The organism is Janthinobacterium sp. PC23-8, from assembly GCF_002250505.1.
Lineage (GTDB): Bacteria > Pseudomonadota > Gammaproteobacteria > Burkholderiales > Burkholderiaceae_D > Janthinobacterium.
The window spans coordinates 2,290,019-2,311,883 of the sequence record NZ_NJGY01000001.1; the positions used below are offsets into that span (position 1 = coordinate 2,290,019).

Sequence of the window (21,865 nt, forward strand, 5' to 3'; positions counted from 1 at the left end):
GCGCTGTTTGCACGGCCGACGGTCTTGATAAATGCCGCATGGGCGCCATGTTGGCCGATTCAATCCATGCGGCGCAGCCCGGGCTGGAGTACCATTCCGGCTATGATTCCAGCTATAACGCCCGCCCTTGCGCCCCAACCTCTAGAATGGCCGTCCCATGAAATTTGAACATCTGATTGAAATCAACGATCCCCTCAACCCGCTGATCGATACCCTGACGGTCGAACAGGTCTGGCGCGGCCTGGTGTTGCGCGCCGAGTCGCCCAAGCTGTTCGTGCCGCACCTGGACGCGTGCGACATCAGCGAGCGCACCGACAGCGGTTTTTCACGCCGCCTGCGCTACGGCGAACTGGTGATCGAAGACAAGGTCGTGCTGCTGCCGCAATTGCAGGTGCGCTATCAAGTGGCGGCGCAAAAGGAGATCAGCGCCTCGTCCCTGGTGATGACCATCGAAATGCCCGATGAATACAGCCTGTGGGTGCGCTTCCAGTATGACGACGGGCATGACGTTGCCACCGATGCGGCCAACGCCATGTACGACGACTTCCGCCGCTCGGCCTACCAGGAGTCCGATATCGACACCATCCGCGTGCTGCGCGAGCTGGCGGCGGAAGGCCGGCTCGACACGGGTTTGCTGAACTGAATCACGCGCCCGGCGTGCAGTCGGCGCAGGCCGGCACGTCGCCGGGACCTTTTTGCAGGTGCAGCGCCAGTTCGCGCAAGGCCGTGCGCACGCCCTCTTCGACGACCGGGTGGTAGAACGGCATGTCGAGCATGGCGTGTACCGTCAGCTGCGCCTGGCAAGCCCAGGCCAGCAAGTGGCCCAGGTGTTCGGCACGCGGGGCAATCATTTCGGCGCCCAGGAAACGCTGGCTGCCGAACTCGGCGTACACACGCAATAGCCCATGGTTTTGCAGCATCACGCGGCTGCGACCCTGGTTGCCGAATGACACCGCGCCTACCGCGAAGCGGCCCGCATGGGTGATGCACAGTTGCTGGTAGGTCGCGCCCACGGTGGCGATCTGCGGCTCGGTAAAGGCCACGCCCAGCGGCGTGCGGCGCAGGCCCGGTTGCACCTCGGGAAAGCGCGCCGCATTCTCGCCGGCAATGCGGCCCTGGTCGGCCGCCTCGGGCAGCAGGGGCAGCTCGTCGCTGGCGTCGCCGGCGATAAAGATGGCGCTCTTGCCGCACTGCATGGTGTGCTTGTCATACAAGGGCACGCCATGGCGGTCGAGTTCAATTTGCGCCGTTTCCAGGCCGATGCCGTGCACATTCGGGCTGCGGCCGATGGCGGCCAGCACATACTCGAACTGCTCGGTTTTTTCATTTCCTTCGCCATCGCGGCTGGTCAGCAATACGCCGGCGCCATCGTCGGTTTTGGCCAGATGCGCCACGCTGGTCTGGAAGCGCAGATCGAATTGCCCGCCCAAGACCTTGCCCGCTTCGGCCAGCACCAGCGGATCGGTCAGCTGCGCCACCCTGGCGCCGCGCGCAAACAGGGTCACGCGCACGCCCAGGCGCGCCAGCGCCTGCCCCAGTTCCAGGCCGATCACGCCGGCGCCCACCACCGCCAGCGAGCGCGGCAGGTCGGTCCAGGCGAACACGGCATCGCTGGTAATGACGCGCTCGCCCGCCGCCTTCCATTCGGGTGGCACGATGGGCGAGGAACCGGTGGCGATCACCACGCTGGCGGCCTCGACAATCGTGTGCTCATCGACCTGCAGCTTGCCGGGCGCGATAAAGCGGGCGTGGCCGCGCAATTTTTCTTCGTCCGCAATCGCATCGACGCCGTCGAGCACGAAGCCGACAAAGCGGTCGCGCTCGCTGCGCACGCGCGCCATCACCTGCTGGCCGTCGATCCGCAGCGCGCCCGGATGCACGCCGAATGCGGGCGCGGCCGTCACCGCATGGGCCGCTTCGGCGGCGGCGATCAGCAGTTTGCTGGGCATGCAGCCGACCCGCGCGCAGGTGGTGCCGTAGGGGCCGCTTTCCATCAGCAGCACGCGCTTGCCGTGCTGGCGCGCCGCCTTGTGCGCCGTCAGGCCGGCCGTGCCGCTGCCGATCACGGCCACGTCCACCCGGATAGTCTTGATGTCCTTGTTCATTGTTGCCACCAATCAGTTCATTCGATGAGCATGCATACTACCCTGTTGGCACAGAAAAGGTTTTGCCAGGCAGCACTGATATATTAGTATGGCTGATTATGTTCACCGGTATAAGTGCAGCTCATGGTATCACTCGATTATCGCGCGCTGGCCGTGCTCGACGCCGTCGCCAGCCATGGCAGCTTCGAGAAGGCCGCCGTGGCGCTGGGCATCAGCGGGCCGGCCGTCGCGCAGCGCATCAAGGCGCTGGAAGACGCCAGCGGGCGCCTGTTGATCATCCGTGGCCAACCGGCCGTGCCCACCGGCCTGGGCCAGCGCCTGATCACGCACCACCGCCACGTCAAACTGATGGAGGCCTCGCTCGATATCGACCTGGGCAATACCGTCAGCATGCCCGGGCTGGCCATTGCCATCGATGATGACAGCCTGGCGACCTGGTTTCCCGACGTCCTGGCGCCGCTGCTGGCGCCGCCGCGCTGCCAGCTCGAGGTGCGTCTGGCCGACAGCGGTACCGCCCTGCAAATGCTGCGCGACGGCACGGTGTTTGGCTGCGTGGCCAGTGACACGGCGCCAGAGGCCACCGCTGCCAGCGTGACGCCGCTGGGCAGCTTGCACTACGTCTGCGTGGCCACGCCGGTGTTTGCCGGCCACTGGTTCAGCGACGGTTTCAGCGCTGCGGCGGCGCAGTTGGCGCCGGCCGTGGTGGGCCAGCACAGCCTGCTGGCGCGCCTGCTGGCAGAGCAACTGGCCCTGCAGGTGCCGTTTCCCCATCATAGCCTGCCGGCGGAAGCGGCGCGGCGCGCCTGCATCGAGCAGGGCCTGGCCTATGGCCTGATGCCGCAGCGCCTGGCCGCGCCCTTGCTGGCCACCGACCGCCTGGTCGATCTGCTGCCTGGCCGTACGCTGGCGGTGCCGCTGTACTGGCATGCCTGGAGCCTCGATACGCCATTGACCCAATTGTTGTCGGAACAGGTGGTGCGCTCGGCGCGTGCCTGGTTGCGTTGATCAGATATCGAGCGGATCGACTTCCAGCGACCATTTCACGCGCGTCTTCATGGCGCGCAAGGCCGCCAGCCATTCTTTCAGGAAGGCCTGCAGCGCCGGGCGCGAGCTTGACTCCAGCAACAACTGGGCGCGGTCAACGTTGTAGACGCGCGTCATGCTCATCGGAATCGGATCGTTGAGGGTAATCGCCGGATGCGCCATGCAGTCCTTGGCCGCCTGCAGAAATTCGATGGCGCTCGCCAGTTCCGGCGCTTCGGCGCGCAGCAGCGCCTGAAACAGATACGGTGGCAGTGCCGCCTGCGCTCGCTCTTCGAGCAAGGTGGTGGCGAAATGGTCGTAATCGTGGCTGACCACGGCGTCATACAGCGGATGGCGCGCATAGCGGGTCTGGATCAGCACTTCGGAAACGCTGCCGCCCTCGGTCTGCGCGGCCCGCCCGGCCCGGCCCGCCACCTGCATCAGCTGGGCGAACAGGCGCTCGCTGGCGCGGTAGTCCTGCGAAAACAGCGCCGTGTCCGGGTTCAGGATACCGACCAGGGTGAGCTTTTTGAAGTCATGGCCCTTGGCCACCATCTGCGTGCCGATCAGGATATCGACTTCGCCGCGGTGCACGGTGTCGAACGCTTGCTGCGCGCTGCCCTTCTTGCGCGTGGAATCGGCATCGATGCGCAGGATGCGCGCCTCGGGAAACAGTTGCTGCAAGCCCTCTTCCACGCGCTGCGTGCCGCGGCCCAGCGGCTGCAGATCGACATTGCCGCAGGTTGGGCAATGGCGCGGGATGCGCAATTCCAGGCTGCAATGGTGGCAGCGCAGCCGGTGCTCGGGTTTGTGCAGCACCATAAACGAGGTGCAACGGGTGCAGTTGCTGATCCAGCCGCACGATTCGCAGCAGATCACCGGCGAATAGCCGCGCCGGTTCAAGAACAGCAGCGACTGCTCGCCGCGTTCCATGCGCAGTTTCAATGCCGCCACCAGATGCGACGTCAGCCCATCCTTCGGCTTGTCGCGCTCCATGTCGAGCAGTTTGACGCGCGGCAAGACGGCGTTTTTCACGGCGCGCTCGCGCAACTCGAGCTTGCGGTAGCGCCCCGTCTGCGCGTGGTGCCAGCTTTCCAGCGAGGGCGTGGCCGAACCGAGCACGATGGGAATCTGCAACTGCCAGGCGCGCCAGACGGCCAGGTCGCGCGCCGAATAGCGCAAGCCTTCCTGCTGCTTGTAGGAAGGATCGTGCTCCTCGTCGATGACGATCAGTTTCAGGTTCGGCAAGGACGCCAGGATGGCCAGCCGCGTGCCCAGCACGATGCGCGCCTGGCCCTGGTGGGCGGCAAGCCAGTGCAGCATGCGCTCGCCCTCGGACAGGCTGCTGTGCAAGGTGGCCAGCATGACGCCGGGAAAGCGGGCGCGGATATTGCCTTCCAGCTGGGGCGTGAGGTTGATTTCCGGCACCAGGATCAGGATCTGCGCCGCTTGCTCGCGCGCCAGCACCCGGGCGCAGGCCTGCAGATAGACTTCGGTCTTGCCGCTGCCGGTCACGCCGTACAACAAGGTCGGCTTGAAGCCTTGCGCGCCGCCGATGGCGTCCACCGCTTCCTGCTGTGCAGGGTTCAGCGGCGGCATGTTCAGCGGCGTGCCGTCATGCGCCTCCTTCAGCTTGGCCAGCTTCTTGATGGCGCGGTCGAGCGCCACCGTGGTCAGCACGCGCAGGTTTTTAGGCAAGCCCGGCAGCGCCACTTCGCCCAGCGGACGCTGGTAATAATCGGCGGCGAACGCGGCCAGCGCCAGCCATTGCCCGGACAAGGGCGTCAGCTGGCTGCGCACGGCCAGCACATCTTTCATTTTCGCATCGGGCACCTCGGTGCTGTCGGCCACGCCGACGATCAGGCCCATCACTTCGCGCCGGCCGAACGGCACCAGCGCCAGCTGGCCGATCTGCGGCAGGGACGCGTCGTCGCTGCGCCAGCGATAGTCGAACAGGGTGTCGAGGGGAGTATCGAGCGCGATTTTCAGAATGCACTGCGCCATGGGTCTTGCCTATTCCAGGTTGATAACAGGGTAACAGCGCGGCAGGCGCACCGCCGGCCATGATACTTGGTCTCGCCAGGAAAGCAGGGCCAGCCAGAAGATAATTCTGTGGATAACTTTGTGGACAAAGCAAAATTAACCGTCAAAATACGCAGTGCATACAATGCCAATCGCCGTCAAGAGCGCACGTTAAATAAATTAACCTTTTAAAATCAGCAACTTGAAAAGCAGCTGCCCGGCAGGGCCAAAATGGCAGGCTTAACTCGGCAGCTGTGCATAACTGAGCCATTTCGGCGCTTGTTTCTTGGCATTAATCACGGTCGCCATGATATGCATCAACGCATTTCCCCCGAAATCGGCACACATGGATACACCGCCGGGCACGGCCGCATGTGGATCACGATGGCAAGTTAACACGGCTTCAATCATCATGCGGTGCACCATGCATCTCAGGTAAAACCTGCACATCGCCGCTAAGTCCCGGTTAACAAAATGCTTTTCGTTTTTATCCACAGAATCTGTTGATAACTTTGTGGACAATGAAGGAATAACGGCGTCTGCAGGACGAACAACCTTGGCCGATATGCCGGCACGGTTTACCACGCCGCATATTAATCTATTTAAAATCAATGACTTGCAATATCCTCCCGGGCAGGGATTTATCACTGCCTGTTATTTCCGCAGTAAAAAAAATTGTGCATAAGTCGGTTTTCATGCAGTGGTGGCGCCAACAAAAAAGGCAGGCTTCCTGTGGAAAACCTGCCTTTGCGGTGCCGGCGACAGGCGCTGGCGGGCGACTAGTCAGCGGCCGGCGCGCATGGCGCGGCTCTGGCTGTGCACGGCTTCCACCATGGCCCCCACCGATTCAGGCGGCGTGAACTGGGAAATGCCATGACCGAGGTTGAATACGTGGCCCGTGCCTTCGGACGGCGCGCCAAAGGCGTTCAACACCTTGCTCACTTCGGCGCGGATCTGGTCCGGGCTGGCGAACAGGATGGCCGGGTCCAGGTTGCCCTGCAAGCCGACTTTATGGCCCACCAGCTGGCGCGCGCGCGCCAGGTTGACGGTCCAGTCCAGGCCGACGGCGTCGGCGCCGATATCGGCGATCTGCTCGATCCACTGGCCGCCGCCCTTGGTAAAGACGATGGCGGGAATCTGCACGCCATCCTTGTCGCGTTTCAGCTGCGCCACTACCTGCCGCATGTAAGCGAGCGAGAATTCCTGATAGGCGCCATCGGCCAGCGCACCGCCCCAGGAATCGAAAATCATCACCGCTTGCGCGCCGGCATCGATCTGCGCGTTCAGGTATTGCGCCACCGAGGTGGCGTTGATCGCCAGGATGTGGTGCATCAGCTCGGGGCGGTTGTACAGCATCTTCTTGATGGTGTGAAATTCTTTCGAGCCGCCGCCTTCCACCATATAGCAGGCCAGGGTCCACGGGCTGCCGGAAAAGCCGATCAGCGGCACGCGGCCATTGAGTTCGGTGCGGATCTGCGTGACGGCCTTGAAGACGTAGTCGAGCGATTCCAGGTCCGGCACTTGCAGCGCCATCACGTCCTGTTCGGTACGCAGCGGGCGCTCGAATTTCGGCCCTTCGCCATCGGCGAAATACAGGCCCAGGCCCATCGCATCGGGCACCGTCAGGATGTCGGAAAACAGGATCGCCGCGTCCAGTGGAAAGCGATCCAAAGGCTGCAGGGTCACTTCGGTGGCGTAATCGGGATTTTTTGCCAGGCCCAGGAAGGAGCCGGCCCGCTCGCGCGTGGCGCGGTATTCGGGCAGGTAGCGGCCGGCCTGGCGCATCAGCCAGACCGGCGTATGCTCGGTCGGCTGGCGCAGCAGGGCGCGCAAAAAGGTGTCGTTCTGGAGCGGAGCAAATTGTGGCATGGCAGGCAATCTAGCTTGGGGGAAGCGGTATTATCGCATCCAATTGCCGCAAGTTCATTGATTCCGGTAACGCTTTGCAGCAATTGGCGCAGCTTGCGCGCTTCCTTTATGATGATGCACGCCTGGCGCCTGGCGCCCCATCGAACCATGGAGTTCCGCATGACATCGACCACCACCGCCCCTGTGATCCCCTATGGCGCCTGGCCCTCGCCCATCAGCGCCGCCATCGTCGCGGCCGGCGCCTCGCCGCTGGCGCAGCTGATGCTGGGCGGCGCCGATGGCGGCGATGTGTACTGGCTGGCTGGCAGGGCCAGCGAAGCGGGCCGCAACACCCTGCTGCGCCAGCGCGGCGCGCGCGTCGACGATGTCACGCCCGCGCCGTTCAATGTCCGCACCCGCGTGCATGAATATGGCGGCGGCGCCTGCGTCGTCGACGGCGACACCGTGTATTTTTCGCATTTTGTCGATAACCGCCTGTACCGCATCGCGGGCGATGGCGTGGCAGAAGCGTTCAGTACCGGCAGCAATACGCGCTATGCCGACTTGGTGGTCGACCGCGCCCGCGCGCGCCTGATCACGGTGCGCGAACAGCATCCCGAACAAGGCCATGCCCATCCCGACAACCAGCTGGCGGCGGTCGGTTTCGACGGTAAGGAAACGGTATTGGCGCAGGGCCACGATTTCTATGCGGCGCCGCGCCTGTCGCCCAACGGCCGGCAGCTGGCGTGGCTCACCTGGGACCATCCGCGCCTGCCGTGGCAGGGTACCGAGCTGTGGCTGGCCGAGGTGCGGGCCGACGGCGGCCTGGGCACGCCGCGCCTGGTGGCCGGCAGCGCGCAGGAATCGATTTGCCAGCCGGAATGGTCGCCTGCCGGCGTGCTGCACTTCGTGTCGGACCGCAGCGGCTGGTGGAATCTGTACCGCCTGCACGGCGGCAAGATCGAAGCGCTGTGCCCGATGGAAGCCGAATTTGCCACGCCGCACTGGACCTTTGGCGGCAGCCTGTACGGTTTTGTGTCCGACGACGAACTCATTTGCAGTTATATCGTGCAGGGCGTAAGCCACCTGGGCCGGCTGACGGTGGGTGCGGCCAAACTGGAAGCCTTGCCGCACCCGTACCAGGAAATCCGCGAACTGCGCGTCGGTGCAGGCTTCGTCGCCCTGCTCGGCGGCAGCCCCACCATCGCGCTGGAGCTGGCGCGCATCGACCTGTCGAACAATGAGCTCGAAGTGCTGGCGCAATCGATTACCGGGCTGCCTGATCTGTCCTATCTGTCGGTGCCGCGCAGCATCAGCTACGCCTCCAGCGGCGGGCGCACGGCACATGCGTTTTTCTACCCGCCCACCAATGGCGATGTACAGGCCCCGGCCGATACCCTGCCGCCGGTGATCGTCATCAGCCATGGCGGCCCGACCAGCATGGCCAGCAATACCTTGAAGCTGGCGACGCAGTACTGGACCAGCCGCGGCATCGGCGTGCTCGACGTCAACTATGGCGGCAGCAGCGGCTTTGGACGCGCCTACCGCGATGCGCTGCGCGGCCAGTGGGGCGTCGTCGACGTGGAAGACTGCATTGCCGGCGCGCACTACCTGGTCGAGCAGGGCCTGGCCGATGGCGAGCGCCTGATCATTCGCGGCGGCAGCGCCGGCGGCCTGACCACCCTCTGTGCGCTGACGTTCCACGATGTGTTCAAGGCCGGCGCCAGCTATTACGGCGTTTCCGACCTGAAAGGGCTGGACCTCGATTCGCACAAGTTCGAATCGCACTACAATGACTACCTGATCGCCCCGCAACCGCAGGCCGAAGCGCTGTACCGGGCGCGCTCGCCGATCCACCACACCGACAAACTGGCGCGGCCGATGATTTTCTTCCAGGGCCTCGACGACAAGGTGGTGCCGCCGCAGCAGTCGCAACTGATGGTCGACGCCTTGAAGGCCAGCGGCGTGCCGGTCGCCTATGTGCCCCTGGAGGGAGAAGGCCACGGTTTTCGCAAGGCGGAAAACATTATCCGCACCCTGGAGGCAGAACTGTATTTTTATCAGCGCGTCTTTCAGCTGGCCACGCCGCAAGGCGAGGCGCCGGTACGGATCGACAATCTGCCCGCCTGATTTTTATTGATGCCCAACCCGAAAAGCCGCATGAACGACCCGCATTTGCTTGAGTTGCTTGAACAATTCGACGCCCTGGCGCTACCTGAAAAAATGATTTTGGCCTTGCTGGCCATCGTTGGAGAACCGGTCGGCAAACAGGCCGCCTATGAACATTTGCAGCGCGCCCATATCGTCGAAGCCGACGGCACGCCCTTCAAGCTGATCACGGTCACCAGCATGCTGCAGCGGCTCTCGCGCCTGGCCCTGGCGACCGAGGTGGTCGGGCGCGGCTTTGCCTGCGAAGCGAAACTGCGCTGGCCGGCCATGCGCGAGGCGATCGAGCACCTGCACTTTCGCGACCTGTGCCACGCCATCGAAACCATCAACCCGGTGCGCCGCAACTGGGACGGCTATGTCGAATTGCGCAGCTACCGGCAAGGCGTGGCGCGCTTGCGCATTGCGCTGTTGCGCAATGACGAGCGCAGCCAGGTAGCAAGCCTGCTGGCCGCCTGCATGGCCTGCTACGAAGCGCAGCAGCTGCATCCGCTGATCGAGATCTGCGGCCGGCCGTTCGAGCCGGCAATGCTGTCCACTATCGTGCCGCAGCTGCAGGACGAGATCCTGGCCGTGCTGCTGGCCAACGCGCCGCGCGAGCCCGCCACGGCGCCAGCCATCCGCGCCTGTGCGCGCGCGCATTTCGCCGCGCAAACGGCGGTCGGCGACCGGATCGCCCCTGCCTTGCCCTTCGCCCTGGCCGAGGACGCCATCCTGTGCGGCGAGCTGGAGCAGGCGGCCGCTTACCTGGCCGGCCAGGAAGGCGCGCAGACCCTGTCTATCGACAGCACCATCGCCGTGCTGCGCGGCGAGCATGCCCAGGCGCTGGCCGGTTTTGAAGCGGCCCTGAAAGCGCTGCGCAAGGAAACGGGCAAGCGCAAGCAACTGTTTGCAGGCATCAGCGGCCATCTGTACATGCTGGCGCTCCTGAAAAGCGGCGACGCCAAACACCTGAAGACGGCCGAGACCTATCTCGATATCGCCGTGCATGTCCAGCCCAGCCACGACAGTGCCGTCTACCAGCAGCTGCACATGCTGCGCCTGGTGCGCGCCGGCGTGATGCAGGCCGAACTGGTGCAAACGCGCCACTGGGAAACCGCCTTGCAGGCGCAGTTGTTCCAGGGCTTGCTGTACTACTGGCTGTCGTTGCCGCAACTGCCCGAGCGCCAGCCGCAACTGGAAGCGTTAATCAGCCAGGCCGATACGGCAGGCTACGAGCTGATCGCGGCGCAGGCGGCCGGCTTGCTGGGCCTGATGGGCAAGCCGGCCCAGGAACGCCATGCCACGGCCCTGCGCGCCAGACACGGATTGACCGACATGGCGCCCTGGTTCGAACGCCAGGAAGCCTGGCAACGCCAGCTGAGCGCGCTGATCAATTTGCAACCGGGCGCGCCCAGCGATGCACCGGGCAGCGCGTCGCGGCTGGTCTGGCTGGTGGCGTTCGACACCCGCTATGGCCTGACGGCGGTGGAAGTGCGCGAACAGAAGCGCGACGCGCGCGGCGGCTGGAGCAAGGGCCGCGCCATGAGCCTCAAGCGCCTGGCCGAAGAAGCGCACGAGCTCGAATTCCTGTCGCCGCACGACGTGCGCGCGGCGGCCAGTATTTTACCGTTCAAGCAATATTATTCATCGGCGCCGCGCCATGAAATCGTGCCCGACAAGGCAGCCCTGCTGCTGGTGGGACACCCGCTGGTGTTCTGGCTCGATGCGCCCGACACGCGCGTGGAATTGCTGGCCGGCGCGCCGGAACTGCTGATCAAGTCGCACGACGGCCAGCTGTGGCTGGGCCTGCAACCGCCCGTGCCCGAGGCAGCGGTCGAGGTGGTGGTGCTGAAGGAAACGCCGACCCGCCTGCGCGTGGTGCATATCCAGGACGAGCACCGGCGCATCGCGGCCATCGTCGGCCTGGGGCTGTCGGTGCCGCTGCATGCGGAAAAACAGGTGCTGCAGGCGATCGCCTCCATCTCGTCCATCGTCACGGTGCAGTCGGACATCGGCGGCGGCGTGGCCCACGCGGAAGTGATCACGGCCGACCCGCGCCTGCACCTGCATTTGTTGCCCTATAACCAGGGCCTCAAGATGCAGATCCTGGTGCGCCCGCTGGTCGACAGCGGCGCCTATTACGCCCCCGGCAGCGGCGCCGAAAGCGTGTTTGCCGACGTGGCCGGGCGCGCGGTGCAGGCGCGGCGCGACCTGAACGCCGAGCGCGAAGCGCAGCGCCAGCTGGTCAAGCAGTGCCTGGTACTGGAACAGGCCGAGGAAGAGCATGGCGAATGGCTGCTGGGCCAGCCGTCGCTGTCCTTGCAACTGCTGGTGGAGCTGCAGGAACTCGATCCGACCGGCATCGTGCTGGCCTGGCCCGAGGGCGAATCGATGCGCGTCTCCAAACGCATCACGAGCGGCCAGATGCGCCTCCATATCAAGAGCGACAAGGACTGGTTTGCCGCCAGCGGCGAAGTGCAGATCGACGAAGACCAGGTGATGGACCTGCGCGCCCTGCTCGATTTAATGCAAAACAACAAGAGCCGTTTCGTGGCGCTCGGTGACAACCAGTTTCTGGCCTTGAGTGACGAATTGCACCGGCGCCTGTCGGAACTGGCTGCCTATGGCCAAGTGCACGAAGACGGCGTGCACATCCACCCGCTGGCCGCGTTTGCGCTCGAAGAGCTGGCCATGGACGCCGGTGGCGTCAAGGCCGACAAACTGTGGCGCGAACACCTGCTGCGCCTGCGCGCGCTCGACGACTTTACGCCGCAGTTGCCGAGCACCTTGCAGGCCGACCTGCGCGACTACCAGCTGGCCGGCTTCGAGTGGCTGGCGCGCCTGGCCAACTGGGGCGTGGGCGCCTGCCTGGCCGACGACATGGGGCTCGGCAAAACGTTGCAGGCGCTGGCGCTGATATTGTCGCGCGCGCCGAACGGCCCGACGCTGGTGGTGGCGCCGACGTCCGTCTGCATGAACTGGCTGTCCGAAGCGCAGCGCTTCGCGCCGACCTTGAAGCTGAAACTGTTCGGCAGCGGCGACCGCGCCGACATGCTCGACCAGTTGCAGCCGTTCGACCTGGTGGTGACCAGCTATGGCCTGCTGCAGCAGGAGGCGGCGCTGTTTGCCGGCGTGCGCTGGCATACCATCGTGCTCGATGAAGCGCAGGCGATCAAGAATGGCGCCACCAAGCGCTCGCAGGCGGTGATGGCGCTGCAAGGCGACTTTCGCATGGTGGCCAGCGGCACGCCGCTGGAAAATCACCTCGGTGAATTGTGGAATCTGTTCCGCTTCATCAACCCCGGGCTGCTGGGCACGCTGGACCAGTTCAACCTGCGCTTTGCCGGGCCGATCGAAAAAGACCAGGACCAGCGCGCCGCCGCCGGCGCCCGATTGCGGCTACGCCGGCTGATCGCACCTTTTATTCTGCGCCGCACCAAGACGCAAGTCTTGTCGGAATTGCCGCCGCGCACGGAAATCGTGCTGGAAGTGCAGCTGTCGCCGCAGGAAACCGCGCTGTACGAGTCGCTGCGCCGCGAAGCGCTGGAAAAGCTGGCGATGGTGGAAGGGCCGGCGTCGAAAAAAGCCATCCAGATCCTGGCCGAGATCATGAAGTTGCGCCGCGCCTGCTGTAACCCGCAGCTGGTGGCGCCGGAATTGAAACTGGCCAGCAGCAAGCTGGCGGCGTTTGCCGGGCTGTTGTCGGGCTTGCTGGAAAACCGCCACAAAGTGCTGGTGTTCAGCCAGTTCGTCGACCACCTGACCCTGATCCGCCAGCACCTGGAGCAGCATGGCGTGCACTACCAGTATCTTGACGGTAGCACCCCGATGCAGGAACGCAAGCGCCGGGTCGACGCTTTCCAGGCCGGCGACGGCGAGGTGTTCCTGATCAGCCTGAAGGCGGGCGGCATGGGCATCAACCTGACGGCGGCCGACTACGTGATCCATATGGACCCGTGGTGGAATCCGGCCGTGGAAGACCAGGCCTCGGACCGCGCCCACCGCATGGGCCAGTTGCGCCCCGTGACGATTTACCGGCTGGTGGCAAAACACACGATCGAGGAAGGCATAGTCGAATTGCACCAGCACAAGCGCGACCTGGCCGACAGCTTGCTCGAAGGCAGCGATGCAGCCGCGCGCATGTCGGCCCAGGACATGCTGGGCATGCTGCAGGAAGGCATGAAAAAGTAGGAGCGGTGCGAACCGGCAGGCAGATTCCATGCGATGATGTTTTTTCCCTGTTTGAGAACGCCCCATGACCGATCCTCTTGCCCTCCCCGACAGCGGCGGCCCGCGCGCCGTCTTTTTATGCGGAAAATCCTGGACCGCCTATGCCGGCACCTTCGTCATTGCCGTGCTGCTGTTTTTCGCCGCCCTGCCGCTGGCCTTCAGGTACAACGCGCGCGCCGCCTTGATCGTGCTGATCGGCTCGGCGCTGATCGTCGGCTACCGCCTGCTGACCATCCGCAGCCATCAGCTGTATTACGACGAGACCGGCGTCTGGCTGGCCTCGGGCATCTTGCCGTGGAAGAAAAAGCTGGTGGGCCTCGCCTGGCGCGACATGGGCCAGGCCGCGTACGACAGCACCTTCTGGAGCTGGCTGTTGCGCGCCCACACGGTACGCATCAGCCGGCGCACCACGCAGCAGACGGCGATCCATGCCAGCAGCATGGCAAACGGCAAACTGGCCGTCGAAACGCTCAATGCGCGCCGGCAGGAGATCACGCGCGGCCACGCCCTCGTCGTCTGACAGCGGCGGCTGCGGCGCAAAAAACTGTGCGGTGCGGCGTTTGATGCTACTCTTTGGGCCGTCCACGGCCGTCAGGAACCGAATCATTGTTTGTTACCGATATTATCGGATTATTATTTAACGATAATCGCAAATAACCAAATAAACAAGAGAATACCCATGATGATAAGAAATAAAGTTGTGCTCGCAGCCTTGATGATGGCGTTTACCGTGTCGCCGGCCAGCGCGGCCAAAAAACCGCAGAAACATGGCAAGGCCAGCAAGTCTGCGGTCGCCAAAAAAGCCGTGGTCGGCGCCACCGCCACGGCGGCGGCCTCGACCGCGATTGCCGGTGAAAACAGCCGCGACCGCACCATGAATTACCTGAGCGGCCAATTCCTCAACAAGCTGTGGCAACTCGATCCGGAAAGCGCCATTTCTGCTGGCAAATATGATGGCGCCGCCAACCTGACCATTCCCGACGCCGCCAACCGCCAGCGCCAGCTGGCCTTTATCGACGAATGGCTGGACAAATTCGGCAAACTCGACGGCAGCAAAATGTCGGACAAGCAGCGCACCGACCTGGCCCTGCTGACCAACAAGCTGCAATCGGACCGCTGGTACCTGACCACCTTCCGCGAATTCGAGTGGAATCCCGCCATGTACAACGTGGCCGGTTCGATCGACTTCATCCTCAATACGGAATACGCCTCGCAGCCGCAGCGCCTGCGCACCCTGCTCAAGCGTATCGCCACCGTGCCGCAATACTATGTGGCCGCGCGCGCCAGCATTGTCAACCCGACGCGCGAACACACGCAGCTGGCCATTGCCCAGAGCGCTGGTGTGCTGACCGTGCTCGACGACCTGAACAAGGCGGCGCAGGCGTCGATCCTGACGCCGACCGAAAAGCAGCTGTATAACGCGCGCGTCACGGCGGCCCGCACGGCCGTGCAAGGCTACGCCGCGTGGCTGACGGAACAGGATGCGGCGCTGGCGCAAAACGGCGCACGCTCCTTCCGCATCGGCAAGGAACTGTACGAGCAGAAGTTCAATTACGATATCCAGGCCAGCGTCAGCGCCGAACAGATGTACCAGAAGGCACTGGCGGCGCGCGAAAAGCTGCTTGCACAGATGGACAGCCTGTCCGACGAGCTGTGGAGCAAGACCATGGGCAACGTCGCCAGGCCGCAGGACCGCAACGAGAAGATCGGCATGGTGATCGACAAGCTGTCCAGCAACCATGTGGCGCCCGCCGATTTCGTGCCGGAAATCCGCCGCCAGATCCCGCAATTGCAGCAATGGGTTACCAGCCACAACCTGCTGACGATGGATCCGAAAAAGCCGCTGGTGGTGCGTGAAACGCCGCCTTACCAGCGCGGCGTGGCCGGCGCCAGCATCGAAGCACCGGGCCCGTATCGCCCGCAGGACCGCACCTATTACAACGTGACGCCGCTCGACGGCGAAACGCCGGAACAGGCGGAAAGCAGCTTGCGCGAGTACAACCACTGGATCTTGCAGATTCTTAATATTCACGAAGCGATTCCCGGCCATTACACGCAGCTGGTCTATGCCAACAAGTCGCCGTCGCTGATCAAATCGATCTTCGGCAATGGCGCCATGGTCGAAGGCTGGGCCGTGTATGGCGAGCGCATGATGCTCGAGTCCGGCTACGGCAACAACGAAGCGGAAATGTGGCTGATGTACTCGAAGTGGAACTTGCGCAGCGTCACCAACACCATCCTCGATTACAGCGTGCATGTGCTGGGCATGACGGAAGCGCAGGCGCTCGACCTGCTGACGCGCCAGGCCTTCCAGACCAGGCGCGAAGCGACGGAAAAATGGCGCCGCGTGCAGTTGAGCTCGGTGCAACTGACCAGCTATTTCAGCGGCTACAGCGAAATCATGGACTTGCGCGAGGAGCGCAAGCAGGCACTGGGTAGCCGCTTCGTGCTGAAGGATTTCCATGAACAATTCCTCAGCTACGGCAGCGCTCCGGTCAAGGTGATCAGGGAATTGATGCAGTAAGGCACACCGTGCGGCATCAGGCAGGGCGCCCGCCGGGGGCGCTTTGGTTTGCGCTGATACAATACTCGAGCAGGGATTAAAAAAGCCGCTGCTTCCCGGGGAAGCCAGCGGCTTTTTTGCATGGCAAACAAAAAAACGTCTAGGACGCTTCTTCCGGCGCCTGGGTGGCCCGCACAAACATCGGCGCGACCAGCAAGCCCAGTTCGAACAGCAGCCACATCGGTACGGCCAGCGCGAACTGGCTCACGATGTCGGGCGGCGTGACGATGGCGGCGATCACGAAGGCGCCAACGATCACGTAAGGGCGCACTTCCTTGAGCTTGGCGATGCTGACCAGGCCCATGCGCACCAGGATCACCACCACCACCGGCACTTCGAAGGTGGCGCCGAAGGCCAGGCACATCGACATGACGAAGTCGAGATAGTTTTCAATATCGGGCGTCACCGCGATCGACGACGGTGAAAAGTTGCTGATGAAGTGAAACACGCGGCCGAACACGAAGAAATAACAGAAGGCCACGCCGGCCATGAACAGCAGCGACGAGGAAATCACCAGCGGCGCGATCAGCCGCTTTTCATGCGTATACAGGCCGGGGGCAATAAAGGCCCACATCTGGTACAGCACCCACGGCAGGGCGACGATGATGGACAGCACCAGCGTCACCTTCATCGGCACCAGGAACGGCGAAATGACGCCGGTGGCGATCATTTTCGAGCCGACCGGCAGCGAGGCGATCATCGGCGCGGCGATAAAGTCGTAAATCTGGGCGGGGCCGGGCCAGTAAAACAGCACGGCGCACACCACGGCGATGCCGATCGACGCCTTGACCAGGCGGTCGCGCAGCTCGACCAGATGCGAGATAAATGTGTCTTCCACTGGCGGTTTGCTACTCATGAGTAAAAAGACGAAGGAGAAGCAGCGCTGCGCGGCCTGAAGCGCGCCACGCGGGCCGCTGCCGACTGCACATGCTGCTTGCCGCCATGGCGCTGCTTGTACCAACCGGGTATGGCGGAATTGCGCACCAGCTTCTTGCGGCGGAACTCGCGCGCCTTGCGCGCCAGGTCGTCCTGGGTGGCGCGCAGCATCGCTTCGTGTGCGTCATGCTCGTGCACGCAGGTATCGCCGCGCCAGGCGCTTTCCACCTCGGCCAGGTTGCCGGCAATCGAATTGTGCACGCCATGCATGGATTGCTCCACGCTTTGCTTGACCGAATGGGCCGCCTCCTGCACTTCCTTCTGCAGGTTTTTCAGCTCTTCGAGTTCGATTTCACGCGTGACTTCGGATTTCACCTGGTTCAGGTAGCGTTGCGCCCGGCCATACAGGGTGCCGGCCATGCGCGCCACCTTCGGCAGCTTTTCAGGACCGATGACGATCAGCGCCACCACGCCAATGATGGCGATTTTAGAGAGACCGAGATCGATCATAAGCGTCCAAGTACGTCAAACGGGCAAGGCGCGAGCCCCGCCACGCCATCAGAACTTGCTTTTCTCTTTCGTGTCGACGTCGATCGTGGCTTTGTCGGCCACTTGCGATGGTGGCGCGGGAGGGGCGTTCGCCGCCGGCTTCTCATCGTCGCCCTTGACGCCATCCTTGAAGCCCTTGACGGCCTTGCCGATATCGCCACCCATATTGCCCAGTTTCTTGGTGCCAAAGACCAGCATCACGATCACCAGCACGATCAACCAGTGCCAAATACTCAATGAACCCATCACATTCTCCTTGCGGGACAGTGCCCGAGTAGCGTCAACCAATGCCGATAGTATACACGCGAACGATGTGCACCGCCTAAAGTCAGTGCTGGCCGCGCCACGGGCGAGGACCGCCGTAGACATGCAAGTGCAGGTGATAGACCTCCTGGCCGCCGTCCGGACCGCTGTTGATCAGGGTCTTGAAGCCGCCCGACGGCACGCCATCGGCATCGGTACTGACGGCGCAGCCGAATTCGGCCGCCAGTGTCGGCGCCAGCCGCAGCAGCTTGCCCAGCACTGCCGTGTGGCTGTCGTCGCACTCGGACAGGCTGGCCACATGGCGTTTCGGGATCAACAGCAGATGCACCGGGGCGGCCGGGTTGATGTCCTTGAAGGCCAGCAAGTCCTCGTCTTCATACACGATGGTCGACGGAATTTGTTTTGCAGCAATTTTGCAGAAAATACAGTTATCCACGGATTCTCCAGGGTGGTCAGGGTTGGCCCGCTTCGCCGGCGTCGCGCAGTTCATCCTTGCGCGCGGCTTTTTCTTCCAGGCCGGACAGGCCTTCGCGGCGCGCCAGTTCGTCGAGCACCTGCTGCGGCGTCAGGTCGAACTGGGCCAGCATCACCAGGCTATGAAACCACAGGTCGGCGCATTCGTACAAGACCTTGGACGGGTCGTTGTCGCGCCGCGCATCCTTGGCGGCCATCACGGTTTCGGTCGCTTCCTCGCCGATTTTTTTCAGGATCGCATCGTCGCCCTTGGCAAACAGGCGCGCCACGTAGGACGTGGCAGGGTCGCCGCCATTGGCCAGCTTGCGCGATTCGATCACGGCGGCCAGGCGTTTCAGGGTCTCACTCATTTGTTCTTCGCTTGCGGGTAAATGGTGACAGGATCTTGCAGCACCGGCTCGGTGATCTGCCATTCGCCGGTCTTTTCGTCGCCTTCGAACTTCTGGAAGAAGCAGGAGTGGCGGCCCGTATGGCAGGCGATGCCGCCGGTCTGCTCGATCTTCAGCAAGACCACGTCTTCATCGCAGTCGAGGCGGATTTCCAGCACCTTTTGCGTGTGGCCCGATTCCTCGCCCTTGTGCCACAATTTCTTGCGCGAACGGCTCCAGTAGACGGCCTCGCCCAGTTCCACCGTGCGCGCCAGCGCGTCGCGGTTCATCCAGGCGAACATCAGCACATCGTTGCTGCCCGCTTCCTGGGCGATCACCGGCACCAGGCCGTGTTCGTCCCATTTGACCTTTTTCAGCCATTTTGCATTGCTTGCGACCATAGTTCCGTTCTGCATGTTATCTCTATCCTCTTAAACCAGGCGCATCGGAATGCCCTGCTGCGCCATGAAACGCTTGGCTTCCTGTACCGTGTGCTGGCCATAGTGAAAGATGCTGGCGGCCAGCACCGCATCGGCGCGGCCCAGCTTGATGCCGTCGGCCAGGTCCTGCAGGCCGCCCACGCCGCCCGAGGCGATCACGGGAATGCTGACGGCGTCGGACACGCCGCGCGTCAGGCCCAGGTCGAAACCGATCCTGGTGCCGTCGCGGTCCATGCTGGTAAGCAAAATTTCACCGGCGCCCAGGCTTTCCATTTTTCTGGCCCATTCGAAGGCATCGAGGCCGGTGGCGTTGCGCCCGCCGTGGGTAAACACCTCCCATTTACCGGGCGCCACCTGCTTGGCGTCGATGGCCACCACGATACACTGCGAGCCATGTTTTTGCGACGCCTCGTACACCAGTTGCGGATTGGTCACGGCCGAGGTGTTGATGCTGACCTTGTCGGCGCCCGCGTTGAGCAGGCGGCGCACGTCGTCCACCACGCGCACGCCACCGCCGACGGTCAGCGGAATGAATACTTGCGAGGCGACCGCTTCGATGATGTCGAAGATCAGGCCGCGGTTGTCGCTCGATGCCGTGATGTCGAGAAAAGTGATTTCGTCGGCGCCCTGCTCGTCATAGCGGCGCGCGATTTCCACCGGGTCGCCCGCGTCGCGCAGTTCGGTGAAATTGACGCCCTTGACGACGCGGCCATTGGTCACGTCCAGGCAGGGGATGATTCGTTTTGCAAGCATGATTAATCCAGATTGTCGCCACAAGAAAACCGGGGCGTGGGCGCCCCGGCCGTACCGCCCTATGCTTCCGTGTCAGGGACGATGTCGCCGCTGAGCTCGTCGGCGCGCAATTGCGCCGAGGCCAGGTCGATCGTGCCTTCGTAGATCGAGCGGCCGCAGATCACGCCTTCGATGCCTTCATCCTGTACCGCGCACAGCGCTTCGACATCGCCCAGGTTGTGCAGGCCGCCCGAGGCGATCACGGGAATCTTGACCGCTTGCGCCAGCTTGACGGTGGCCTCGATATTGATGCCGCCCATCATGCCGTCGCGGCCGATGTCGGTATAAATAATCGATTCGACGCCATAGGCTTCGAATTTTTTCGCCAGGTCGATCACCTCGTGGCCCGACATCTTGCTCCAGCCATCGGTGGCCACTTTGCCGTCCTTGGCGTCCAGGCCGACGATGATATGGCCGGGGAAGGCGCCGCAGGCGTCATGCAGAAAGCCCGGGCTTTTCACGGCCGCCGTGCCGATGATGATGTAGCTGATGCCGGCGTCGAGGTAGCGCTCGATGGTGTCGAGGTCGCGGATGCCGCCGCCCAGCTGCACCGGGATTTCTTCGATGTCGTTTTCCACTGCAAAATCTTGCACGGCTTTCAGGATCGCCTTGACGGCGCCTTCATTTTTCGGTTTGCCGGCAAACGCGCCGTTCAGGTCGACCAGATGCAGCCGCCGCGCGCCTTGCATCAGCCAATGGCGGGCCATTTCGGCCGGGTCTTCGGAAAATACGGTGGCAAGTTCCATATCGCCTTGTTTCAGGCGTACGCAGTGACCGTCTTTCAGGTCGATGGCGGGAATTAGCAGCATGGTCTGTGTGGTGTAAGGTGAGTGAGAAGCAAAAGGTTCTGGGAAAGCAACGCTCAAGGATCAGGGTTGCCAGTGAACGAAGTTCTTGTAAAGCTGCAAACCGGCGGCAGCACTTTTTTCAGGATGGAACTGGGTAGCGAAAATATTATCACGGGCGACGGCGCACGCGAACGGCTTGCCGTAGATAGTCTGGCCGACCGTGTGCGCGGCCTCTTGAGGCTGAGCAAAATAGCTGTGCACGAAGTAGAAATAGGCGTCGTCATCGATGCCGTCCCACAAGGCATGTGACGCCGTTTGCTTGACTTGGTTCCAGCCCATCTGCGGCACCTTGAAGCGCGAGCCGTCTTCCTGCAGCTGGCCGTCGAGCTGGAAGCGCACGACTTTGCCTGGCAACAAGCCCAGGCCGGCCGCATCACCCTCTTCGCTACCGTCGAACAACATCTGCTCGCCGATGCACACGCCCAGCACGGGCTTGCTGCCAGCGGCGCGCAGCAGCGCTTCCATCACGCCCGATTCGCGCAGGCTGCGCATGCAGTCGGGCATCGCGCCCTGGCCTGGCAGCACGATGCGGTCGGCATTGTCGATGTCTTGCGCCAGGCCCGAAATGCGCACGTCCGCCTCCGGCGCCACCGCGCGCAGCGCCTGCGCCACCGAGCGCAGGTTGCCCATGCCGTAATCCACCACCACAATTTTATTCATGTGTTTTATTCATTCTGAAAATCTACGAAGACGACGCAGGACCAGCTTACAGGCTACCCTTGGTCGACGGAATAATGCCGGCCGCGCGCTCGTCGAGTTCGGCCGCCATGCGCAGTGCGCGGCCAAAGGCCTTGAACACGGTTTCGCACTGGTGATGGGCATTGGTACCGCGCAAGTTGTCGATATGCAGGGTCACGCCCGCGTGGTTGACGAAGCCGCGGAAAAATTCCAGCGTCAGGTCGACGTCAAAGCCGGCGATCATCGCGCGCGTAAATGGAATATGGTATTCGATACCAGGGCGGCCCGAAAAATCGAGCACCACGCGCGACAGCGCTTCGTCCAGCGGCACATAGGCGTGGCCATAGCGGCGGATGCCCTTTTTGTCGCCGATGGCCTTGGCCACCGCCATGCCCAGGGTGATGCCGACATCTTCCACCGTATGGTGGTTGTCGATATGCACGTCGCCCGTCGCGGCGATATCGAGGTCGATCAGGCCGTGGCGGGCGATCTGGTCCAGCATATGGTCGAGGAAGGGCACGCCCGTGTCCAGCTTTTGCTGGCCGGTGCCGTCGAGATTGATGACGACGCGAACTTGCGTCTCATTGGTGTTGCGCGTGATGTCTGCGGTGCGGTTCATGAAGGGACTCTGGCGATA

20 protein-coding genes are annotated in these 21,865 nt (G+C 63.2%); 6 read left to right on the plus strand and 14 right to left on the minus strand.

Annotated elements, in window-relative coordinates; all coding sequences use genetic code 11:
* The first annotated feature begins 157 nt into the window (after positions 1-157).
* Complete coding sequence (locus CD932_RS09845) at positions 158-643, plus strand: SRPBCC family protein (protein ID WP_094442480.1); 486 nt, start codon at positions 158-160, stop codon at positions 641-643.
* A gap of 1 nt (position 644) precedes the next feature.
* Here the strand turns inward: CD932_RS09845 and CD932_RS09850 are convergent, their stop codons facing one another.
* Positions 645-2,105 (minus strand): dihydrolipoyl dehydrogenase, encoded by a 1,461-nt coding sequence (locus tag CD932_RS09850; RefSeq protein WP_094442481.1) that lies wholly within the window; start codon positions 2,103-2,105, stop codon positions 645-647.
* A gap of 123 nt (positions 2,106-2,228) precedes the next feature.
* Between CD932_RS09850 and CD932_RS09855 the strand changes: the two genes are divergently transcribed.
* Positions 2,229-3,110 (plus strand): ArgP/LysG family DNA-binding transcriptional regulator, encoded by an 882-nt coding sequence (locus CD932_RS09855; RefSeq protein WP_094442482.1) that lies wholly within the window; start codon positions 2,229-2,231, stop codon positions 3,108-3,110.
* Here CD932_RS09855 and CD932_RS09860 read toward each other — a convergent pair whose 3' ends face one another.
* The 3 genes from CD932_RS09860 to hemE form a co-directional block, all read right to left on the minus strand.
* Positions 3,111-5,132, minus strand: a complete 2,022-nt coding sequence (locus CD932_RS09860; RefSeq protein ID WP_094442483.1) for a primosomal protein N' — start codon at positions 5,130-5,132, stop codon at positions 3,111-3,113. It lies immediately after the preceding gene.
* A gap of 258 nt (positions 5,133-5,390) precedes the next feature.
* On the minus strand, positions 5,391-5,564 hold the full coding sequence (locus CD932_RS28755) for a hypothetical protein (protein ID WP_176460923.1): 174 nt from the start codon (positions 5,562-5,564) through the stop codon (positions 5,391-5,393).
* A gap of 369 nt (positions 5,565-5,933) precedes the next feature.
* Positions 5,934-7,019 carry a uroporphyrinogen decarboxylase gene (hemE, locus tag CD932_RS09870; RefSeq protein WP_094442485.1) on the minus strand — a complete coding sequence of 362 codons (1,086 nt, stop codon included), beginning with the start codon at positions 7,017-7,019 and terminating at the stop codon, positions 5,934-5,936.
* A gap of 159 nt (positions 7,020-7,178) precedes the next feature.
* On the opposite strand from hemE, the gene CD932_RS09875 reads away from it, so the two are divergent.
* The 4 genes from CD932_RS09875 (at position 7,179) to CD932_RS09890 (ending at position 15,900) form a co-directional block, all read left to right on the plus strand.
* Entirely contained in the window at positions 7,179-9,128 is a 1,950-nt protein-coding gene (locus CD932_RS09875; RefSeq protein WP_094443565.1) for a S9 family peptidase, read from the plus strand.
* Between the two features lie 30 nt (positions 9,129-9,158).
* Entirely contained in the window at positions 9,159-13,337 is a 4,179-nt protein-coding gene (locus CD932_RS09880) for a DEAD/DEAH box helicase (protein ID WP_094442486.1), read from the plus strand.
* A gap of 64 nt (positions 13,338-13,401) precedes the next feature.
* Entirely contained in the window at positions 13,402-13,896 is a 495-nt protein-coding gene (locus CD932_RS09885; protein ID WP_094442487.1) for a hypothetical protein, read from the plus strand.
* 162 nt (positions 13,897-14,058) lie between these two features.
* Positions 14,059-15,900 (plus strand): DUF885 domain-containing protein, encoded by a 1,842-nt coding sequence (locus tag CD932_RS09890; protein WP_094443566.1) that lies wholly within the window; start codon positions 14,059-14,061, stop codon positions 15,898-15,900.
* A 139-nt stretch (positions 15,901-16,039) separates the two neighbouring features.
* Here the strand turns inward: CD932_RS09890 and tatC are convergent, their stop codons facing one another.
* The 10 genes from tatC to hisB form a co-directional block, all read right to left on the minus strand.
* Positions 16,040-16,795 carry a twin-arginine translocase subunit TatC gene (gene tatC, locus CD932_RS09895; RefSeq protein ID WP_094442488.1) on the minus strand — a complete coding sequence of 252 codons (756 nt, stop codon included), beginning with the start codon at positions 16,793-16,795 and terminating at the stop codon, positions 16,040-16,042.
* A complete protein-coding gene (gene tatB / locus CD932_RS09900; RefSeq protein WP_094442489.1) occupies positions 16,792-17,325 on the minus strand; it encodes a Sec-independent protein translocase protein TatB in 534 nt (177 codons plus the stop codon). The genes tatC and tatB overlap by 4 nt, the downstream gene beginning before the upstream one ends.
* 48 nt (positions 17,326-17,373) lie before the next feature.
* On the minus strand, positions 17,374-17,610 hold the full coding sequence (gene tatA / locus CD932_RS09905; RefSeq protein WP_094442490.1) for a Sec-independent protein translocase subunit TatA: 237 nt from the start codon (positions 17,608-17,610) through the stop codon (positions 17,374-17,376).
* An 82-nt stretch (positions 17,611-17,692) separates the two neighbouring features.
* Positions 17,693-18,064, minus strand: a complete 372-nt coding sequence (locus CD932_RS09910; RefSeq protein ID WP_094442491.1) for a histidine triad nucleotide-binding protein — start codon at positions 18,062-18,064, stop codon at positions 17,693-17,695.
* A 16-nt stretch (positions 18,065-18,080) separates the two neighbouring features.
* A complete protein-coding gene (locus CD932_RS09915; RefSeq protein ID WP_094442492.1) occupies positions 18,081-18,452 on the minus strand; it encodes a phosphoribosyl-ATP diphosphatase in 372 nt (123 codons plus the stop codon).
* Positions 18,449-18,871, minus strand: coding sequence for a phosphoribosyl-AMP cyclohydrolase (gene hisI / locus CD932_RS09920; protein ID WP_065306564.1), 423 nt, complete (start codon positions 18,869-18,871; stop codon positions 18,449-18,451). Before hisI ends, CD932_RS09915 begins: the two co-directional genes overlap by 4 nt.
* 30 nt (positions 18,872-18,901) lie before the next feature.
* A complete protein-coding gene (gene hisF / locus CD932_RS09925) occupies positions 18,902-19,663 on the minus strand; it encodes an imidazole glycerol phosphate synthase subunit HisF (protein WP_094442493.1) in 762 nt (253 codons plus the stop codon).
* 59 nt (positions 19,664-19,722) lie between these two features.
* Positions 19,723-20,511, minus strand: a complete 789-nt coding sequence (gene hisA / locus CD932_RS09930; protein WP_094442494.1) for a 1-(5-phosphoribosyl)-5-[(5-phosphoribosylamino)methylideneamino]imidazole-4-carboxamide isomerase — start codon at positions 20,509-20,511, stop codon at positions 19,723-19,725.
* Positions 20,512-20,571: 60 nt separating this feature from the next.
* Positions 20,572-21,210 carry an imidazole glycerol phosphate synthase subunit HisH gene (gene hisH / locus CD932_RS09935; protein ID WP_094442495.1) on the minus strand — a complete coding sequence of 213 codons (639 nt, stop codon included), beginning with the start codon at positions 21,208-21,210 and terminating at the stop codon, positions 20,572-20,574.
* A 46-nt stretch (positions 21,211-21,256) separates the two neighbouring features.
* Positions 21,257-21,847, minus strand: a complete 591-nt coding sequence (gene hisB, locus CD932_RS09940; protein WP_094442496.1) for an imidazoleglycerol-phosphate dehydratase HisB — start codon at positions 21,845-21,847, stop codon at positions 21,257-21,259.
* Positions 21,848-21,865: the final 18 nt, after the last annotated feature.

Excerpts from the sequence above, each read along its gene's own strand:
- tatB (WP_094442489.1), bottom strand. The coding sequence starts at position 17,325 with ATGATCGATCTCGGTCTCTCTAAAATCGCCATCATTGGCGTGGTGGCG.
- CD932_RS09850 (WP_094442481.1), bottom strand. The coding sequence starts at position 2,105 with ATGAACAAGGACATCAAGACTATCCGGGTGGACGTGGCCGTGATCGGC.
- hisI (WP_065306564.1), bottom strand. The coding sequence starts at position 18,871 with ATGGTCGCAAGCAATGCAAAATGGCTGAAAAAGGTCAAATGGGACGAA.
- hisB (WP_094442496.1), bottom strand. The coding sequence starts at position 21,847 with ATGAACCGCACCGCAGACATCACGCGCAACACCAATGAGACGCAAGTT.
- CD932_RS09860 (WP_094442483.1), bottom strand. The coding sequence starts at position 5,132 with ATGGCGCAGTGCATTCTGAAAATCGCGCTCGATACTCCCCTCGACACC.
- hisF (WP_094442493.1), bottom strand. The coding sequence starts at position 19,663 with ATGCTTGCAAAACGAATCATCCCCTGCCTGGACGTGACCAATGGCCGC.
- CD932_RS09915 (WP_094442492.1), bottom strand. The coding sequence starts at position 18,452 with ATGAGTGAGACCCTGAAACGCCTGGCCGCCGTGATCGAATCGCGCAAG.
- CD932_RS09885 (WP_094442487.1), top strand. The coding sequence starts at position 13,402 with ATGACCGATCCTCTTGCCCTCCCCGACAGCGGCGGCCCGCGCGCCGTC.
- tatA (WP_094442490.1), bottom strand. The coding sequence starts at position 17,610 with ATGGGTTCATTGAGTATTTGGCACTGGTTGATCGTGCTGGTGATCGTG.
- CD932_RS09845 (WP_094442480.1), top strand. The coding sequence starts at position 158 with ATGAAATTTGAACATCTGATTGAAATCAACGATCCCCTCAACCCGCTG.
- CD932_RS09890 (WP_094443566.1), top strand. The coding sequence starts at position 14,059 with ATGATAAGAAATAAAGTTGTGCTCGCAGCCTTGATGATGGCGTTTACC.
- CD932_RS28755 (WP_176460923.1), bottom strand. The coding sequence starts at position 5,564 with ATGATGATTGAAGCCGTGTTAACTTGCCATCGTGATCCACATGCGGCC.
- CD932_RS09875 (WP_094443565.1), top strand. The coding sequence starts at position 7,179 with ATGACATCGACCACCACCGCCCCTGTGATCCCCTATGGCGCCTGGCCC.
- CD932_RS09880 (WP_094442486.1), top strand. The coding sequence starts at position 9,159 with ATGAACGACCCGCATTTGCTTGAGTTGCTTGAACAATTCGACGCCCTG.
- hemE (WP_094442485.1), bottom strand. The coding sequence starts at position 7,019 with ATGCCACAATTTGCTCCGCTCCAGAACGACACCTTTTTGCGCGCCCTG.
- tatC (WP_094442488.1), bottom strand. The coding sequence starts at position 16,795 with ATGAGTAGCAAACCGCCAGTGGAAGACACATTTATCTCGCATCTGGTC.
- CD932_RS09855 (WP_094442482.1), top strand. The coding sequence starts at position 2,229 with ATGGTATCACTCGATTATCGCGCGCTGGCCGTGCTCGACGCCGTCGCC.
- hisA (WP_094442494.1), bottom strand. The coding sequence starts at position 20,511 with ATGCTGCTAATTCCCGCCATCGACCTGAAAGACGGTCACTGCGTACGC.
- hisH (WP_094442495.1), bottom strand. The coding sequence starts at position 21,210 with ATGAATAAAATTGTGGTGGTGGATTACGGCATGGGCAACCTGCGCTCG.